Below are 18,068 nucleotides of genomic sequence, written 5' to 3' on the forward strand. Positions count from 1 at the left end.
TAAATTATGATACACCTATGCTATACTTTAAGAAATTAAGGAATTCCTAACTGCAATATGTCTGGCTCCTGTGCATTGTAATATTGCCTCTTATAGAAGGGGAGGAATGAATATGTTTGCGGGTATATTATGGGCAGATATAGGGGATTTAAAAGAAGATGGCTGTTTTGATTATAATCAGGTTGTTGGGCATAATAGGGTAAAAGTAAATACTATTATAGAAAAAAATAATCATAAAATTTATATGTGCGACCATTTTGATAGCGATGATAGTCATTTAATAGTATTAGATATTTAATATAAAAAATATATACTTGTTATTAATTTCTTATAAAAATATTAATTCTATATTTTGTTATTATATTTTTTTAATAATGTAAAATTAATTATATCCGAATAGTTATATAGTAATATTTTAATACGGGTTTAAATATGCGACATACAGCTGTTTTTATAGCTTTTACATTAACTTTTACTTTTAATATTAATGCTGCCCAAAGCATTTATAATATATTTGCAGATACTAACAATATATATTCCAGCAGTCTTAATAATATAACTAATAGTTTTAGTTTGAATAATGCTGGAAGTTTATCTTATAATAAAGACATATCGAGTTTATTTTCAAAAGATATAATGAATAAAGTAAACTACTCTGGAATAAGTTACAGTAAAGATATAAAGTTTATGAAAGGTGCCAATACAGGCATAGGTATTTTGTTTCCAAACATAAAATCTTTTGTTAAGATAGAAAATAAAGGTTATTCATTTTTTGATAATTTATTAGTAAACAGTTTTACAATAGAGTTTTATTTAAATCCTTATAAGATGAGAATGAACTCGCAAGTATTATCTAAAACATCAATATATCAAGACGGAGATACTACAAAATATGCCGGTATTAGGGCTAATATAATAGACGGCCGTTTAGTTTGGCAATTTAATAATTTATTTATGTATAATGGAAAATATACTAATGTTACTTTATCAGAAGGTGAATATTTAAAAGAAAATGAATGGAGACATCATAGTATTAGTTTTGATTCTAAAACAGGAAAATTAGTAAAATATATAGACGGTCTTGAAGATCAGGTTATATATTTAACTAGTACAGGAGATAGAATGGGCTCTCCGTATGTATTGGATATAAGTAATATTAGTGTGGTGCCTATATATTTAGGACAAGGATTTATAGGGGGTATGGACGGCTTTTATTTTAGTCCAGATTATAAAAGGAATTTTAATTTAGAAAAATATATGCCAAGCGGGGAAGTGTTAAGCAAAGTAATGCAATTTAACAGCGATAATATTTTTATAGATGAAATAAATTATACTGCAAAAACTAACAATGCCACAGGAGTATATGTTTATTATAGAACTTCTGATAATTATTTTACTGAAGAAAACAGCAGTATAGAATGGATACTTTTAAATTCAACTAATAATATTATAGCTAGTCCTAAAATTAAATATCTTCAAGTTAAGGCATTATTAGAAAGTGATTCATTTATGGAATATAGCCCTTCATTAAATAATGTTGAGATAGTTTATCATGAGGGCAGAACTCCTCAGGCACCTACTAATTTAAAAGCTATTGTTGCCAATAATTCTATAGTTTTGGATTGGGAAGGAAGCCATGAGAATGTAAGCGGATATAAGATATATTATGGAACTAAATCTGGAATATACAATGATTATAATCCTATTATTGTTAATGGCAATCAAACTGAGTATGTTATTAATAATTTAGAATATGGAAAGCTTTACTACTTTAGAGTAACAACTATAGGTGGTGAAGGGGGCGATATAGAAAGTGAATTTTCTAGTGAAGTTTATGCTAGACCTTTTCACTAATATATAATTTAAGGAGAAATACTGTGTCTATCAATACTAAAGCTATAAAGTTGAGTAATCTTGCCGAAGAATTATTGAAGAAAGGAATTAATACTGAAGCGGTTGAGGCATTAAAAAGAAGTATTAGATTAAGTAACGGCGAAGACATGAAATCTTATTTAAAGATAGCTATTACTTTATTTAATAACGGCGATTATGAACATGCTAAAGTTTTCTTAAATACTTTCTTAGAATATTGGATGGCGGCTGAGGCTTATTTTATATTAGGCTCCATTTCCAAAAAAGAATGCAAATTGCAAGAGGCTTTTGAACATTATAAAAAGGGCGTTGCTTTATATAATGGAGATGACCTTGTACCTTATTATGAGTTTTTATCTTTATGTAGTGTTTTAAAAGAAGAAGATAAAGGAATAGACACAGCTAAATATATATTAAAAATAGACAATAGAGATAGAATAGCTTTGGTGTTTTTGGCTAATTATTTCTTTGCTAATAAAAAATATAAAGAAGCTATGAAATTTTATGAGGTATTAGTTGATAATAATTTAGCTGATTATAATGATTATCATTATTATGGAGTTTGTTTGCATGAGCTAAAAGATTATAAGAGGGCAGAGAATATGTATTTACAGGCTTTAGAGATGTATCCTGCTGATAGCCCTGAAACTATAGCTTTAAAAAATTTAAGAAACAAAAAATTGGAAGATAATTATCCTAATATAGAAAAAAGCAAAAAAGAATATTTAGATAATATAAAACATTCTCCAAAATCAAGTGATTATTTCCATTTAGGAAACATTGAATTTATTAATGGTAATTATGATAAAGCTTCAGAGTTTTATTCTAAAGCTAAAGAACTTTATTTAGACAAAGTATGTGTTTGATTTATATATATAAAAAAGCCCTATAGATTAAAAATGTCTATAGGGCTTTTTGTTTTTTAATTATTTTCCTGTGCAAAAACCAGAATATTTCTCTACAAACTTAACAGGGTTATATGATAATTTAGCTTTTCTAAGTCCCAAATCTCCAACATCCTGCTCTCTATTTACAAACTTATATCCTTCTCTTTTATTGTTTTCTAAGAAGAGTCTGTTTATAGCCTGATAGCTTCCTTTATAATTTCTGTCCCCTCTCTCAGAATGCACCACTATAGTGTCTCTCATAGTAAAATCTGCTATAGTATATGCTGCAATTTTTTTGTCTATATATATGACACCTCCAGTGATGCCGTCAATTTCTTTCCAATTATTTATAAGGCTGTTTATCATCATAATATCTGCCTCAGCACGAACTTCATGAGTTAATAATTTGTTTTTATCAAAAGCTTCACATTCTGTTTTTATCTCTTCGCCATTATTATTATTATTTTCCATTTCATTTATTTCCCAACTCTTTTCAAACTCAAATATATCTCTAATCATCTCTTCATTTTCTATATCTATATTTTTATATTCAAAATCATTTTTTATAAATTGATTATATAAGTTTTTTTTATTATGAAATTTTTTGCCGCTTAAATTAATTAGCTCATCAACATCATACAAATATTCCCATTCATCTCTTACTTCTTTTACGCTTATTTTTGTATATTTTTCCCAAAATAAAGCTAATTCTTTAGGTATTCTAATTATAGATTCTTTTGATATTTCACAAGGGCTCATATCATTACAAAAATTAGTATTAAACCAATCCCCAACAGGTGCCCAATAAATTGTATACGGCGAGCGTTGTCTAATCCATACCAATTTTTCTGTAAAAGCCCATTCAAGCATATATATATCTTTAAGACCAAAGAGATTCATAAAAGTATAATCTGCAGATTGTTCTGGGGTGATAGAAAAATATTTATTATATAATTTTTGTTTCTCTAAACTTATAGGTTCAAATTCAAGCATAACTGTATTTCCTTTATTTATAATACAAGAGTAAATAAGAATTATTGTATACTAAAAAATCTTTTACTAATTTACAGAATAGCATAAAAGAATAATTATTTTTTTCTTTTTAAGTCTATTTGTCTTTGTATTTCTTTTAAGTTTCTTACCTTTATTGTATTAGTATGTACATCAATTTTACCGGATTTAATTAAGTTGTTTAATACTTTCTGTACATCATTAACATTGATACCGCACCAATTAGCTATATCAGCTATAGTAGCATTTAATTCTTGAGGGTCATAATAATGGTCTCTTGGAATATTTTGAAGTTCAGCTAATAATAATAGACAATCATAAACTCTCAAATCAGTTTCCGGCAATTGAAGTATTAATAATCTTCTTTTAGCATCAAATATTCTTTTTGCAAGCATTTTAGATAATTTTAATGCCATAGCTGTATTATTTCCCAATATTGTTTGGAAGTTTTCTTTTGTTAGTTCAAGCAGTGTAGTAGGTTCATTTGCTATAGCAGAAGCACTTCTTGTTGTACCTTCAAGTATAGCCATCTCTCCAAAGAAATCTCCTGGATAAACTATATCTAATAATTTTTCTACATCTTTTATTACTTTGGTTATTTTTACAGAGCCGCTTTGAACCATATAAAATTTATTGCCTGTTTCAAATTCCAAAAATATTATATCATCAGCTTCATATTTTTTTATATGTGAATATATATTATCCATTTTTTATCCTTAATTAAGTTTTTGTAAACTGTCATTAGCCTCTTGCGATAAACTATCCATTGGAGGTATAGACATAACTTTCTGATAATATGCTTTTGCCTTATCTTTATCGCCAATACTCGCAAAGCTTTTTCCTAAATATAATATTGCTTCTTTTATATTTTTTGATTTCGGATAAGTTTTTATTGCTGATAATAAAACCTTAGAAGCATTATCATATTTATTAATATAATAATATGCTTTTCCCATATAAAATATTGAGTTTTCTGCTACATCTTTATCTTCATTTTTTATAAGAGCATTGAACGATTTTATAGCATTTACATAATCGCCTCTCTCATAAAACTCTAAAGCCCTATCATAATCTTTATTGTTAATAGAGTGATTTTCTATAGATGTATTTGGTTTTATTATTTTTTGTTCTTCTGTTGTGTTGTCTTCTAATGGTGCTATATTACTATCATCTGTGATATTTAATAGATTTTTGCATTCTTTTATTCTTTGCTCTACAGTATGATAAAACACAGAATCTTCATCAGCAGATTGTATGTATCTTTTATAAGCATATAGTGCATTTTTATATTTTTTAGCCTTAAAATAAAACTCACCAATATTATATAGCCCCTCTAATGGCGAAGGACCTTCTTCGTCTATTGTATTTTCTACTAATATTCCTACTTTTTTATTTATTCTTCTTAATTGATTTGAAAATACTTTAAGCATTTTTATGATTATTGGTTTATTTTTTGAAACTAAACTTTCAAATTCACTATATGTTAAAATAATGATAACGCAATCTGTTAAACATTGAACAGTATCTTCTTGAGGATAAGTACCTAATATACTCTTTACGCCAAAAAACTCACCTATATTGATTAATTCTCTAGTTTCATGTCCAGTCTCTTCCGACAAAAATATGCTCTGGGCTTGCCCCTGCTTTAGAATATAAACTCTATCAGAATTATCTCCAGCAAAATACACTATAGATCCTGCTTTATATACTCTTGTTTGCATTATTGTTTCCTTAAAATATTTTTGGATATTTCTATTACTGAATTTAATTTTACCACTAATAAGTCTTTTTTCAAGTTATTTTTTAGTATTTTTACTGCATATCAGTTTTGCTGTAAAACTCGGCTGTACTGCCGTTTTTTATATGCTCATCCATTAATATATTTACTATTTCATCAGCACGGTTGTTTTCTTTGTTTGATGAATGCCCTTTTACTTTTATAAATTCAATACTATGTTTTTTTGATAGTTCTATTAATTTTAGCCAATAATCTTTGTTTTCAACAGGCTTTTTATCGCTTTTAATCCAATTATTTTTTTGCCAAGAATAAATCCAACTATTCATGCCATTAACTAAATAAGCACTATCGCTATATAATTTTATGTTATGAGAATGTTTAAGTCTTTCAAGAGCCTTAATTGCAGCCTGCATCTCCATTTTATTATTGGTTGTATGCTCTTCACTTTCACCTATTTCTAACCTTAAATTGTGTTTCTCACTCAATAATATAGCCCCCCAAGCTCCTATACCCGGGTTTCCTCTGCATCCGCCGTCTGTGTAGATTATTATATTGTCTTTTTGCATATATGATTTAGGATTCTAATAATAAAATTATCTTATCTTTTATAGCTTTTACTAATTCTTCTTTAGTTTTATATTCTTCTTTTGATACTGTAAACCCTGAAGCTTTAGGATGCCCGCCGCCTCCAAATGACTCTGCTATCTCTCTTATATCCTTTTTACATCTGCTTCTTATACTTACTCTAAAATTATAATCGCTTTCATGCACTATAAACCCTATTAACACATCTTGCATTTGTATGAGGGTATCAGATGCACTTACACTAATATCTTTTAAATTATGTCCGTTAATCTCTTCTTTTAAGCATAAATAACCAATCTTTTTTTCTTCATCTATCACCATTTCATTATACATATAAACTAATGCTTCTACATCTGTTTTTGAATATCTCTTCCTCACAACATTGCCTAAATTTTCTATATTAACTTTTTTAGACATTATCTTTGAAGCAAAAAGCAATGTTCTCTCTGTAGTGTTGCTGAAAACAAATCCGCCTGTATCGGTTGAAAGTCCGCAGTAGAGTAGGGTAGCTATGGTAGAATCTATATTTTTAAGGTATGATGAAAATATATCAAATATTATTTCGCAAGTAGCAGCAGCTTTAATATCATCATAAAACATAGTAACGCCATTAATGTTTCTTACTTTATGATGGTCTATAAATATTACTTCATTATACTCGCTAGTAATATCAGCAATCCAGCCAATTCTCTCTATATCTCCAGAATCAAGTATTATAAGCACATCTTTTTTTGGTAAATTGTTTTCATTAACCTCAAAAATAACTTTATCTATATTTAATACATTTTTTAATTCTTTAGGCATCTTATCTGTATTAACAACATAAGATTTCTTTTTAAATACTTTTTTTATAAGCAGTGATAAAGCAAGCCCTGAACATATACAGTCTCCATCAGGGTTTCTATGACCTGTGATTGTTATGTTTTTAGCATTTGATATTCTTTTTAATATATCTTTTTTTGTAGTTGTTATTTTTTTTCTATCTGTCTTGGATTTGATAGGCATTTTTACTCCGCTATGTTTTATTCTTCTTCTTGACTATCTTCTTTTATATCTAAGTTTCTTATGTCGCTTAATACTTTATTGGTTTCCATTAATGTTTTATCATAATAGAAAGTAAGATTAGGAACATATCTTATAGTAAGCTGCTTTCTTAAATAAGAGAATATAATTCCCTTAGCACTATTAAGCCCATTTAATACTTCATTTTGTTTGTTAGGGTCTAAACATACAAAATATACTTTAGCCTCTTTCAAATCTTTAGCTGTATCAATACGAGTTATAGTAACCAAGTTGTTTTTTATACGAGGGTCTTCTATCTCTCTTAAAAGAATAGTTGATAATATTTGTTTTATATTTTCATTAACTCTAAGTATTCTATGTGATGACATATGTTTTTACTGCACTATTGAATTATTTACTTTGTTTGTTAAATTATCAAGTTCATTTTCCAAAAATACTTTATCTATATCTACTAATATAATCATCTGTTCATTAGCTTTTACTAAACCATTAATATATCTGCTATCTATTCCAGAGTGTATATCTATTTCAGATTGTATATTTTCATTATTGATAGTAAGTACATCGGATACAGAATCAACCACAAGCCCGTATTTTTTATTTCCTATAGCAACTACAACTATTACGCAATTTTCTGGGTCCATTGGTTTATCAAAATGAAATCTTGATCTTAAATCTATTACTAATATAATAGTACCTCTTAAATTTATGATTCCCTTAAAATATTCTGGGGAATTGGGTATTGGAGTAGGAGCCATAAAACTTAAAATCTCTTGAACTTTAAGAATATCCATACCATATAATTCATTATTTATTTTAAATACAAGTATTTGATTTGATGTAGTGCTGCTCATATTAACTCCTTAAAAATATACTGTAAAATTATAATATATAAATATTATAAGTCAAGTACATTTATTTTTTATTATACGTTTGATAACCATGTATATATACACAGTGAGAATATTATTTACATATTTGATAATTTTTTAATTAAATATATAATTTATTTAATTTTTTATTAGGATTATTATGAAACAATTAATAGAAAAAAAAGATTTATTGTCTTTTATTTATAAAAATGTAAATATAAATATTAATTTATTAAAAGAAAATTTTAATATAAGTACATCTACTGTATATAGAATGTTGCAGCAATTGAAAGATGAAAATTGGATATTAATAGATAAAAATAATATAATATATAAACCGTTTTCATATATTAATATGCAAGAAGATAATTTTAAAAACATCTTAAAAAATGCTTTAGCTTATAAAGCACATGAATTAATTAATAATGGAGATGTTATATGCTTATCAGGAAGTTCTACAACAATGTCTTTAATGATACCTTTTATAATAATGAATAAAGAAAACATTACAATTATAAGTAATTCTGTTTTAGTATTGAGAAGTTATTTGAATTATTATGATTCGGCAATAAAAAAGAATATAATACTATTAGTAATAGGCGGTACTATAAAAAAACAATTTTATGCATTTAATGGAGAGTATGTTGATAATATAGCTAATAATTTAAACATAGAAAAATCTTTTTTTGGCACCCAATCTATAGACCCACAAAGAGGATTATTTATGGATACATTATTAGAGAATATGGTTGAAAAAAAACTTATGGAAATCTCTAAAAATAATTACCTTATAGCAAACTGTGAAAAATTTCAAACTAAGGGGTTATTTAAATGGGCTGATTTATGTGAATTAAAAGGTATAATTAGTGATATTGATTTAGAGAAAATAGAATTCTCAAATAAAAATATAGAAAAATATATAATGAAAATAGAGGAAATAGATTGGTAAGCAGATTATATATGTGTATGATAATTATAATTGTTTATCATCATATTCCGATAATGTATATTATGTTAACTAATACATGCCGAACTTTATTATATAATAATTCAGAAAAAAATTAATTATAATGTATTATTACTTATGGTAAATAACAAATAAGCAAATAATATTTTCCTTTATATTTTCCTTGACAAAAGATTATTCATAAATTATTATGTTTAAAAAATTAAATTAAAAAATAAATAACTGGAGTTTAATAAAATGCCAACTTTAAAAACAAGTATATCAGGAATTAGAGGAATCATTGGCGACGGCTTAGATATAAGTACTATAGTAGATTATACATCTGCATTTGCATCTCTTTTTCCAAAGAAGGCAAAAATTTTAGTAGCAAGAGACACAAGGATAACAGGAGAATCAATATTAAATGCTGTTGCAGCTACGTTGATGGCATCTGGAATAAATGTAATAGACATAGGAATAACTCCAACACCTACGGCATTATACATGGTAGAAAAACTAAAAATACATGGTGGAATTATGATATCAGCAAGTCATAATCCTATAGAATGGAATGCTTTAAAGCTTATAGGAAAAGGCGGACATTTTTTAGATGAAAAGGCTGTTAATGAGCTTATGAAGCTTTATGATAAAAAGGCTAAAAGGTTTGTTAAAGCATTAGAGACTGGAACTTATCAAAAAATAGATAATGCTATAGAAGAGCATATAAAACGCATTTTAAGATTTATAAATGTTGAAAAGATAAAAAAGGCTAATTTTAAAGTAGCTTGTGATTATGTTAACGGAACAGGATTATTTGCAACTCCTCCATTACTTAAAGCTTTAGGAGTTAAAGAAGTTTCTATAAACAAAGAGCATACTGGTAAATTTGCCCATATTGCTGAACCTTCCCAAGCAAGTATGAAGAGTTTATCTGAATTGGTAAAGAAAAATAAAGTAAGTATAGGATTCACTCAAGACCCTGATGCTGACAGACTTGCTTTAGTATTAGATGACGGTACTATAATAAGTGAAGAATATACTTTAGCTTTATGTGCTAAATATTTATGGTTATCTGGGAAAGGAAATGCCGCTGTAAATTTATCTACTTCAAGAATGATAGATGATTTAGCTAAAGAAAAAGGATATTCAGTTGACCGCACAAAGATTGGTGAAATAAATGTTTCTTCTCATGTTGTAAAAAATAAATTATATTTTGGAGGCGAAGGAAACGGAGGAATAATAGTGCCTGCTGTAACACCCGGAAGAGATTCACTTTTAGGTATTGCTTTAATATTAGAATTGATGGCATCTACTGGAAAATCTATAAAAGAATTAGTTAACGAAATACCAAAATATGAGATAGTAAAAGAAAAATTGGAAGTTTCAAAAATTGATGAAAATAATTTCTTAAAGCAGGTAAAAGAAAAATATCCTAAATCTAAAATAACTACTATTGATGGAATAAAAATAGATTTAGAGACTTCTTGGCTTCATGTTCGTTCGTCAAATACAGAGCCTATAGTTCGTATTATTGCTGAAGCTAAAACTAAAAAAGAAGCAAAAGAGTTAATTTCTGCTGCTATTAATATGATAAAAGGAAATGATAAATCTAAAAAAACTAAATAAAAAAGTTTGTACTACCCTACTCTATTTATATAGTTTTACAACGATAATTATTTATAAAATTATCATTGATAAAAAATATATTATATGATATTATTGAAAAAAATTTATTTTGGAGAAATATTTATAATGGGAAGAACAAGTAAAAATCCTTTTCTTGTTGAAGTAGAGAGAAAATTCGGAAAAGATAGTTTTGAATATTCTGCATTTATGCGTGGAAGTAAAAAATTTAAAATAACTAAAGAAGAAATAGATGATAAATATAATTTAACATTAAAAGAATTTGCTTATTATGCTCAAGTATCTGGTTTTAAAGTATTATCTGATGATAGCAGTTTAATTATATTTAAAGAATAATATCATAAAAATTATAATAAATTAAAAAGAAAATAATAATGAAAGATTGTAATGTACTTCTTATAAATGATATATGCTCTTATGGTAAAGCTTCTCTAACGGTTAATATTCCAGTTCTTTCTGCTTTTGGTATAAAAGTCTCTCCGTTAATAACAGTATTACTTTCTAATCATACTGCTTTTGAATCTTTTTGTGCTTTTGATTTAACATCACAATTAAAACAAATAGTAAATGAATTAAAAAAAAGAAATGCTAAATTTGATGCTTTATATATAGGCTGGCTTGCATCTGATGAACAAGTAGATATAGTAATAGATATAATAGAATATTTCAAAATAAAAATTGTTTTATTAGACCCAATATTGGGAGACAATGGTAAATTATATTCTTCTATGACTGAAAAGCATATAAAATCGCTTAAAAGAATACTAAAATATGCTACAATAATCACACCTAATATCACAGAATTATGTTTACTTTTGGATAAGAACCCAACTAAAAAATATACAGAAGATAATGTAATAGAAATGGCTAAAGAATTATCAAATATGGTTTCAGAAAATGTAATTGTAACAAGTGTAGAAAAAGATAATAAATTTGGCTCTTTAGCATACAATAAAAAAAATAATGATATCACAGCAAGCTATTTTGATAAAATAAATGTAGCGATGCCTGGTACTGGTGATGCTTTCGCTTCTGCATTATTAGGATATATATTAAATGATTATTCTATAGAAGACTCATTAAAAAAAGCAACTCAATTCATTTATACAGCAATAGAACTCTCTGTAAAAGAAAATGATAATAGAATATATGGAATATCCATAGAAAAAAGACTTAATCTGCTAAAAGATTTATTTTAATCAAAAAATTATTTTAATAATTTATTTAATATATCTTCTATTTCTTTTTCAATATATTTTTTATCAGTCATATCTTTGCCCCAAACAGATTTATTTAATGCTGTTTTATATAATTGCAAAGATTCTTTTAGAAGAGTGTTTGTATTTCTATCTATATAACTTTCAGCTCTTAACTTATATATTCTTGCAAGTAAAGCATATCCGCTTCCATCATCAGGAAGAAGTGAAATATAATTTAAGGCATATTTTTGAGCTTTAGCATAATCTCTAAAATAATTTAATGCTACAATAGAAGCTCTATAATTAGCAGCAGCTTGGTTTTTATTAATACTAATAATATTCTCATATCCTGCCAACGCCTCACGAGTGTTGCCTGTAATTTCATTTATATAATATATTTGATATAAATAGTCAAGATTATCTCCATTAATTAAAACTGCCTTATTAGCATATCTCATAGCAGCATCATTATTGCCAAGTTTAACATTTAATTTTGATAATGCATAAAAGTCTCTATCAGATTCATATTCTTTATTTAAATTAAATAAAGATAAAGGATAAGATGAAACATTAATAATGCTATCTACCTTCCAAAGTAAATCTACATCTATATATTTAGAAGCTCTATCAAACGCATTAATAGAATATCCATATAATCTGCTTTTACTATAAATCCTTCCTAAAATAGCATCTTTTGCTCCAGCAATATTAACATACTTAAAAACATCATAAGTCATATCATAAGCACTGCTGTCATATTCATATGCCAATGATTCTGCCAAAGCTATAACATTGTTCATATAAGCAGGTGCTATTCTTAAGACCTCTCTTCTAACATCAGAAAACTTCACATAACCATTGACATTATTATAATTGCCCATAGAAGCTAAATAAGAATCAATATATATTTTATTTTTTATAGCTATAGCATCATAATTATCTCTATTAATTCTCATAGCTAAATTAGCGATATTCTTAGATTTGTCATATTCTTTTTTATTATATAAATATGAAGCATAATATCCATATATTATAGAGTTTATCTTTTTTATATAAGGGTCTTTAGTATCAATATTCTTAAGTCCATCTATATAATTAATAGCCTCATCATATTTATCAAGTCTTAAATATTCAAATACTTTATCTGTAATAAGAGAAGTATTATATTTCAAATCATCTTCCCAAAATAAAGTAGATTTTATATCTGTAAGGTATATCTCTCTTTGATAATCAGAAATATCATTTGATTTTACTCTTATGCCTAACAGCTCTCTTAATAATACAACATTATCAATACTTATAGTATTATTATCAAAAGCTCCTTTTAAAACTTTAATTGCTTCGTCTGTAGAACCCAACTTAGAATAGCTGCTTGCAATATACCATAATCTTCTCTGCTCATCATAATCTTTAAATCTGCTATTCATAATCAAATTAACAACATCAACATATAATCCTTTTTTATATAAATAATCAACTCTCTCAAGAATAACATTGTTTTCAAGCGATTTTATTAAATTAGCAACTGTACTTCTATAAGCTTTAACACTAACCAATATCTCTCTTGCTTTTTTATAGTCTCTTTTAAATATCAAGTAACGAGCATATTCTATTTTATTTTCATCAGATATATCATACATTCCAACGATTTGAGAGATTATTTCATTCGGATAATATAAATATCCATAATTATAAAGCATATTAGCAAGTGTTTCATATAATCGAGGTTTATTATAAGAATATTTTAAGCCCTCTTCCAATATATTAATAGCCTCTCTTTCTTTGCCCTCATACAAAAATATCTGAGCAAGTATAGCATAAGCCTCATCAAAATCTTTATTCTCTCTTATAAACTTATTAAGCATAGTTTTAGCATTATTATAATTTTGCATTTTAAAATATGTTTTGGCTAAAGCAAGTTCTATTTCAGGATAATCTTTTGTATAATTAGAAAGACTATTTAGTTTGCCTATTGCATTACTGTAATCATTGGACATTATTAAATCATTCCAAATATAAAGTTCTTTTTGAACAGATGCATTAGATATTTTAGAGTTTATTCTAATTAAATTATCATAATTATTAGAAGTGTTGGATTTTAAAGCAACATTATAATTATTTAAAGCATCATCATATTGTTTTTTAAAAATTCCAATGTCTCCAAATCCTTCATATCCATAGTTATTTCCATTTTTTATACATAAACTATAATATTTTTCAGCACTCTTTATATCAAAATTTCTTAAAGCAATATTACCTGCCAGATACAACCAGTAATTGTCATTATATATCTTATAAGCAGATATATAAGTTATTAAAGCATATTCATACTCATTAATTTTATAAAATAAATCAGCTATGTTAGTATGCACTTCTCTATCATTAATATACCAATTTATAATTTTGCTGAAATCTAAAGAAGCATAATATAAATCTCCGCGTCTATAATATGCAAGTCCTCTTGTATAATAAATATCATAATAATCTTTATAACTCTCTTCTAATAAATTACAAATATTAATAGCTTCATTATACTTAGAGTCTTCTATTAATAATTTAGCCTCATTCAATTGATTTATAATATTTATTTTAACATCTTCATTTGCATTATTAAGAAAGTTATTTGTTATAATATTAATATTTTCTATATCAATATTTAAATTTCTATCAGATACAGTTTTTTGTGAATATTGTAAAATATCTTTGGAATATGCCGAAATATATAGCATAAAAATAGCTAGTAGTATCTTTATTAATTTCATAATATTTCCTCACAAATACTGCTAAAAATATCGGAAATAATGATATTAATTTTTAATAAAGATAAAAAATAAATTATGAAAGAAATAATAATATTAACATCAAATATAACAATAAAAAATAAAACAAATATCTTTATACTAAATTTGATAGATTTATTATATAAAAAAGGTTTAAAAATAACATTATATTCAAATAAATTTCCAAAAATTTTTTATGGATATATCGCTAAGAAACATTTATCATTAAAGCTTACAAATATAAAAGAAATAGTAATGCAATCAAAAAACGCCTACGCAATAATAGCTATAGACTATCCAATGAATATAATAGCTTATAAAATAAAAAATATGTTTAATAAAATGAGAATAAAATCTCCTCTAATAATATGGTATTCAATAAACTTTCAAAAACATATATATAAAAATAATAATAATAAAAAATTAAAAGAAGATTATCAAAGTATCTCAAACATAGATATAGTATTATGTGCCAATGAAAGAACTAAAGATATGTTGGAATATATCTATAATAATAATATAAAACTAATAGAAATAGTTCGTCCTTATTATTCGCCATATATTTCAAATAATAATAAAAATATTAAAGAAAAAAATTATATACTCACTTTTTTTAATGCAGAAAATAGCATATATAAATGCACTTCTATATACTGTGAATATATAAATAATTCAATAAAAAATAATAAAAATATATACAAATTAATAATAGTTGGCTACAATAAATATTTAGAAGATAATATAAATAAATTAAATATAAGAGATTATGTAGAATTAGCGGATTATGATTTTAATATAGAAGAGATAATATCAAATGCCTATACAATTTTAATACATAATATAGATGATCCATTTTATACAGAATTAATATCAGCATGGGATAATAAAATAGTGCCAATAATAGATTCTAAAACTTCATCTGCAGAAATTAGCATAGATAATAAAAATGCTTTAATATATAGCTCTCAAAATCCAATATCTCTATACAATAAATTAACTACACTTATAGAAAATAAAAAACTCTACAATAATCTTTCATCTTCAATAGAAAATATTCCAAGCATTGAAGATACTGCAAATCAAATATTAGAAATAATAACAAAGAAATTATAAATTATTTCTATTAGGTTTTCTTAGTTTTGGTTCTTCATTATTTGGAATAACTTTTTTAAGTTCATTAAACAATCTTTTCTCTTCGGAAGATAACTTATTATTAACATCAATATTTACTATAACAAATAAATCTCCGCGAGATGATCTATTAATATGATAAGCACCATTTCCTTTTAACTTGAAAATTTGTCCGCTATTGGTACCAGCAGGAATTTTTATTTTTACTTTCTTTTTATCTAATGTTTCTATAAATATCTCATCACCAAGAGTAGCCTGTACTATATTAATACCCACTTCAGTAATTAAATCAATACCATCTCTAACAAAATACTGATGCGGTGCCACATGTATATAAAGATATAAATCACCATTTACTCCTCCAGCTATAGCTTCTCCCTCACCAGATATTCTTAATTGAGTATTATCATCAATTCCCTTAGGTATATTAACAGATATAGTTTTAGGTTTTTTAATAGTACCACTACCATGACATTTTTTACAAGGTGTAGTAACAATAGAGCCTGTACCATTACATCTGCTGCAAGTTCTTCTCACACTAAAAAATCCCTGAGCCATTCTCACTTCACCAGTACCATTACAAGAAGGACAAGTTTGAGTTTTTGTACCAGGTTCAGCCCCGCTTCCATGACAAGCATCACAAATATCTTTTTTCTCTAATTTAATTTCCATCTTTTTGCCGAAAACAGCATCTTCAAGAGAAAGTGTAATATCATGTCTTAAATCATTACCGCGTCTCTGCCCTCTTGAACTTCTAGACGAAAATCCTCCGCCAAAAAAAGAACTAAATATATCATCTAAATCTCCAAAACCGCCGGAACCTCCGAACATTTGTGAAAAGTCAAAACCGCCCCTTCCATAAGCGTCAGCAAAATCACTATGAACACCCTGAAAACCAAATTGGTCATATTGTGCACGTTTTTTCTCATCAGATAATATTTCATAAGCTTCTGTAGCTTCTTTAAACTTCTCTTCTGCTTCTTTATTTCCAGGGTTTCTATCAGGGTGATATTGCATAGCTAATTTTCTATACGCCTTTTTAATTTCATCAGCACTCGCTGTTTTGCTTACTCCCAATACTTCGTAATAATCTCTTTTGTTTGCCATTTTAACATATCCTCATTAATTAAAATACATAAAAAATAAAAGCTTCTATATATAAAATCAAAAATAAATATTAACAAAATTATTTTCTTCTCTTGCTTCCAACTATTATGCTAACACCTAAACCTAAAGCTGCTAAGCCTGTAATAACATATTTATTATTAGCTAAATACTTAATATTATATTCCATTCTCTTCTTTTTGTCAGATAAAACATCATAAGCTTCAGTAATCTCTTTAAACTTATCAGCAGCAATATCATCTCCAGCATTTCTATCAGGATGATATAACTTAGCCAACTCTCTATAAGATTTTTTTATTTTTTCTTCGCTTGAAAATATATTAACATTAAGTATCTTATAATAATCCATAAAAATATCCTTAAATTATATATATAAAAATAATTTTCATCAATACAAAAAATTGTAATTAATTATCAAAAAACATTAAACTCTCAACTATAAGCAATAATCCGCTTGCTATCCATATACTTTTAGTACCTAAAATATTAGTAAAAAAACTTCCAAAAAATGCCCCGAACATAAAACATAATAAAATACTTAGATATATAAGTCCATTTTTTAATCCAGTTTTATCTTTGTTAAACAAAAATTTAAAAAAATTTTCAGAAGCCGACCTCAAATTTCCAGTACACATATTTGTAACATAAGCAAGTCCCTCTACCCTATTAAAAGTTATCATCAAAATTCCAGACATAAAAGCTATAAAGCTAATAACTAAAGTATCAAATAAAGCTTTGGGTAAAAGACCAACTATAAAAAGTATAATGGCGTTTATAAGTATTACTAAATATTCTAATTCCATTAATTTTTTTTTGTTTAATATTTTTTTTACATATAAAGCAAACCAAATACCTATTATAAATACAAAAATAGATATTAAATAATGTATAGCTTCAAAAAAATTTCTTTTAGCAATATTCATTGCAAAAAATATAATGTTTCCTGTCTGAGCGTAAGCAAATACACCATCTCTTGTAATATAAGTATATGAATCAACAAACCCTCCTATAATACTAAATATAGATGCTACATAAATAGTTTGTGTTGTATGTATTGATTCATTCTTTCTTTTAATGAAAGATATGAGATTGCTTTTCATATAAAAAATATTCCCATAAATTTAATTGCAAATATTATAACATAAAATAGTATTTTTAGAAATATATTAAACATACAATTGTGTTTAGGAGCCATACATATTGCACGTTTTTTAGTTTAAAAAAAGCAGGTATTCCTTATAATTTAATTAACTAA

The 18,068-nt window shown here is 26.0% G+C and carries 19 protein-coding genes; 8 read left to right on the plus strand and 11 right to left on the minus strand.

Annotated elements, in window-relative coordinates:
• Window positions 1–112 precede the first annotated feature (112 nt).
• The 3 genes from Q0H31_RS10490 (at window position 113) to Q0H31_RS10500 (ending at window position 2,738) form a co-directional block, all read left to right on the plus strand.
• Window positions 113–298, plus strand: a complete 186-nt coding sequence (locus tag Q0H31_RS10490; protein WP_295297958.1) for a hypothetical protein — start codon at window positions 113–115, stop codon at window positions 296–298.
• A gap of 134 nt (window positions 299–432) precedes the next feature.
• Complete coding sequence (locus Q0H31_RS10495; protein WP_295297960.1) at window positions 433–1,854, plus strand: fibronectin type III domain-containing protein; 1,422 nt, start codon at window positions 433–435, stop codon at window positions 1,852–1,854.
• 23 nt (window positions 1,855–1,877) lie between these two features.
• Entirely contained in the window at window positions 1,878–2,738 is an 861-nt protein-coding gene (locus Q0H31_RS10500) for a hypothetical protein (protein WP_295297961.1), read from the plus strand.
• Window positions 2,739–2,798: 60 nt separating this feature from the next.
• Here the strand turns inward: Q0H31_RS10500 and Q0H31_RS10505 are convergent, their stop codons facing one another.
• The 7 genes from Q0H31_RS10505 to Q0H31_RS10535 all read right to left on the minus strand — a co-directional run bounded on the left by Q0H31_RS10505 (window position 2,799) and on the right by Q0H31_RS10535 (window position 7,970).
• The gene (locus tag Q0H31_RS10505; RefSeq protein ID WP_295297963.1) at window positions 2,799–3,752 is read right to left on the minus strand and encodes a phosphatidylglycerol lysyltransferase domain-containing protein; all 954 of its coding nucleotides are present in this window, start codon (window positions 3,750–3,752) and stop codon (window positions 2,799–2,801) included.
• Between the two features lie 95 nt (window positions 3,753–3,847).
• The gene (locus Q0H31_RS10510) at window positions 3,848–4,477 is read right to left on the minus strand and encodes a Crp/Fnr family transcriptional regulator (protein ID WP_295297965.1); all 630 of its coding nucleotides are present in this window, start codon (window positions 4,475–4,477) and stop codon (window positions 3,848–3,850) included.
• Window positions 4,478–4,486: 9 nt separating this feature from the next.
• Window positions 4,487–5,491, minus strand: a complete 1,005-nt coding sequence (locus Q0H31_RS10515) for a tetratricopeptide repeat protein (protein WP_295297967.1) — start codon at window positions 5,489–5,491, stop codon at window positions 4,487–4,489.
• Between the two features lie 91 nt (window positions 5,492–5,582).
• Entirely contained in the window at window positions 5,583–6,074 is a 492-nt protein-coding gene (gene rnhA / locus Q0H31_RS10520) for a ribonuclease HI (RefSeq protein WP_295297969.1), read from the minus strand.
• A 7-nt stretch (window positions 6,075–6,081) separates the two neighbouring features.
• Window positions 6,082–7,098: a bifunctional oligoribonuclease/PAP phosphatase NrnA gene (locus tag Q0H31_RS10525; protein WP_295297972.1), complete on the minus strand. Its 1,017-nt coding sequence runs from the start codon at window positions 7,096–7,098 to the stop codon at window positions 6,082–6,084.
• Between the two features lie 17 nt (window positions 7,099–7,115).
• Window positions 7,116–7,484: a 30S ribosome-binding factor RbfA gene (rbfA, locus tag Q0H31_RS10530; RefSeq protein WP_295297974.1), complete on the minus strand. Its 369-nt coding sequence runs from the start codon at window positions 7,482–7,484 to the stop codon at window positions 7,116–7,118.
• Window positions 7,485–7,490: 6 nt separating this feature from the next.
• The gene (locus Q0H31_RS10535; RefSeq protein ID WP_295297976.1) at window positions 7,491–7,970 is read right to left on the minus strand and encodes a chemotaxis protein CheW; all 480 of its coding nucleotides are present in this window, start codon (window positions 7,968–7,970) and stop codon (window positions 7,491–7,493) included.
• A 178-nt stretch (window positions 7,971–8,148) separates the two neighbouring features.
• On the opposite strand from Q0H31_RS10535, the gene Q0H31_RS10540 reads away from it, so the two are divergent.
• The 4 genes from Q0H31_RS10540 to Q0H31_RS10555 all read left to right on the plus strand — a co-directional run bounded on the left by Q0H31_RS10540 (window position 8,149) and on the right by Q0H31_RS10555 (window position 11,777).
• Window positions 8,149–8,937, plus strand: coding sequence for an HTH domain-containing protein (locus Q0H31_RS10540; protein ID WP_295297978.1), 789 nt, complete (start codon window positions 8,149–8,151; stop codon window positions 8,935–8,937).
• Window positions 8,938–9,192: 255 nt separating this feature from the next.
• Window positions 9,193–10,560, plus strand: coding sequence for a phosphoglucosamine mutase (glmM, locus tag Q0H31_RS10545; RefSeq protein ID WP_295297980.1), 1,368 nt, complete (start codon window positions 9,193–9,195; stop codon window positions 10,558–10,560).
• A gap of 126 nt (window positions 10,561–10,686) precedes the next feature.
• Window positions 10,687–10,914, plus strand: coding sequence for a hypothetical protein (locus tag Q0H31_RS10550; RefSeq protein WP_295297982.1), 228 nt, complete (start codon window positions 10,687–10,689; stop codon window positions 10,912–10,914).
• A gap of 38 nt (window positions 10,915–10,952) precedes the next feature.
• A complete protein-coding gene (locus Q0H31_RS10555) occupies window positions 10,953–11,777 on the plus strand; it encodes a pyridoxamine kinase (protein WP_295297984.1) in 825 nt (274 codons plus the stop codon).
• Window positions 11,778–11,785: 8 nt separating this feature from the next.
• Here the strand turns inward: Q0H31_RS10555 and Q0H31_RS10560 are convergent, their stop codons facing one another.
• Window positions 11,786–14,539: a tetratricopeptide repeat protein gene (locus tag Q0H31_RS10560; protein ID WP_295297986.1), complete on the minus strand. Its 2,754-nt coding sequence runs from the start codon at window positions 14,537–14,539 to the stop codon at window positions 11,786–11,788.
• A 75-nt stretch (window positions 14,540–14,614) separates the two neighbouring features.
• Between Q0H31_RS10560 and Q0H31_RS10565 the strand changes: the two genes are divergently transcribed.
• Window positions 14,615–15,670 carry a glycosyltransferase gene (locus tag Q0H31_RS10565; RefSeq protein ID WP_295297988.1) on the plus strand — a complete coding sequence of 352 codons (1,056 nt, stop codon included), beginning with the start codon at window positions 14,615–14,617 and terminating at the stop codon, window positions 15,668–15,670.
• Here Q0H31_RS10565 and dnaJ read toward each other — a convergent pair.
• From dnaJ to Q0H31_RS10580, 3 genes are all read right to left on the minus strand, one after another.
• Window positions 15,665–16,795 carry a molecular chaperone DnaJ gene (gene dnaJ / locus Q0H31_RS10570; RefSeq protein ID WP_295297990.1) on the minus strand — a complete coding sequence of 377 codons (1,131 nt, stop codon included), beginning with the start codon at window positions 16,793–16,795 and terminating at the stop codon, window positions 15,665–15,667. The two genes, Q0H31_RS10565 and dnaJ, sit on opposite strands and share 6 nt — an antisense overlap.
• A gap of 79 nt (window positions 16,796–16,874) precedes the next feature.
• Complete coding sequence (locus Q0H31_RS10575) at window positions 16,875–17,162, minus strand: DnaJ domain-containing protein (protein WP_295297992.1); 288 nt, start codon at window positions 17,160–17,162, stop codon at window positions 16,875–16,877.
• A gap of 58 nt (window positions 17,163–17,220) precedes the next feature.
• A complete protein-coding gene (locus Q0H31_RS10580; RefSeq protein ID WP_295298010.1) occupies window positions 17,221–17,913 on the minus strand; it encodes a YoaK family protein in 693 nt (230 codons plus the stop codon).
• Window positions 17,914–18,068: the final 155 nt, after the last annotated feature.

It is taken from the genome of uncultured Brachyspira sp. (assembly GCF_934747485.1).
In the GTDB taxonomy this organism is placed as follows: Bacteria; Spirochaetota; Brachyspiria; order Brachyspirales; family Brachyspiraceae; genus Brachyspira.

Bases quoted from the DNA above. Each gene is read 5' to 3' on its own strand.
- Q0H31_RS10560 (WP_295297986.1), bottom strand. From the start codon at position 14,539: ATGAAATTAATAAAGATACTACTAGCTATTTTTATGCTATATATTTCG.
- glmM (WP_295297980.1), top strand. From the start codon at position 9,193: ATGCCAACTTTAAAAACAAGTATATCAGGAATTAGAGGAATCATTGGC.
- Q0H31_RS10575 (WP_295297992.1), bottom strand. From the start codon at position 17,162: ATGGATTATTATAAGATACTTAATGTTAATATATTTTCAAGCGAAGAA.
- Q0H31_RS10550 (WP_295297982.1), top strand. From the start codon at position 10,687: ATGGGAAGAACAAGTAAAAATCCTTTTCTTGTTGAAGTAGAGAGAAAA.
- Q0H31_RS10525 (WP_295297972.1), bottom strand. From the start codon at position 7,098: ATGCCTATCAAATCCAAGACAGATAGAAAAAAAATAACAACTACAAAA.
- Q0H31_RS10540 (WP_295297978.1), top strand. From the start codon at position 8,149: ATGAAACAATTAATAGAAAAAAAAGATTTATTGTCTTTTATTTATAAA.
- Q0H31_RS10555 (WP_295297984.1), top strand. From the start codon at position 10,953: ATGAAAGATTGTAATGTACTTCTTATAAATGATATATGCTCTTATGGT.
- Q0H31_RS10505 (WP_295297963.1), bottom strand. From the start codon at position 3,752: ATGCTTGAATTTGAACCTATAAGTTTAGAGAAACAAAAATTATATAAT.
- Q0H31_RS10565 (WP_295297988.1), top strand. From the start codon at position 14,615: ATGAAAGAAATAATAATATTAACATCAAATATAACAATAAAAAATAAA.
- Q0H31_RS10515 (WP_295297967.1), bottom strand. From the start codon at position 5,491: ATGCAAACAAGAGTATATAAAGCAGGATCTATAGTGTATTTTGCTGGA.
- Q0H31_RS10580 (WP_295298010.1), bottom strand. From the start codon at position 17,913: ATGAAAAGCAATCTCATATCTTTCATTAAAAGAAAGAATGAATCAATA.
- Q0H31_RS10490 (WP_295297958.1), top strand. From the start codon at position 113: ATGTTTGCGGGTATATTATGGGCAGATATAGGGGATTTAAAAGAAGAT.
- Q0H31_RS10495 (WP_295297960.1), top strand. From the start codon at position 433: ATGCGACATACAGCTGTTTTTATAGCTTTTACATTAACTTTTACTTTT.
- rnhA (WP_295297969.1), bottom strand. From the start codon at position 6,074: ATGCAAAAAGACAATATAATAATCTACACAGACGGCGGATGCAGAGGA.
- rbfA (WP_295297974.1), bottom strand. From the start codon at position 7,484: ATGTCATCACATAGAATACTTAGAGTTAATGAAAATATAAAACAAATA.
- dnaJ (WP_295297990.1), bottom strand. From the start codon at position 16,795: ATGGCAAACAAAAGAGATTATTACGAAGTATTGGGAGTAAGCAAAACA.
- Q0H31_RS10535 (WP_295297976.1), bottom strand. From the start codon at position 7,970: ATGAGCAGCACTACATCAAATCAAATACTTGTATTTAAAATAAATAAT.
- Q0H31_RS10510 (WP_295297965.1), bottom strand. From the start codon at position 4,477: ATGGATAATATATATTCACATATAAAAAAATATGAAGCTGATGATATA.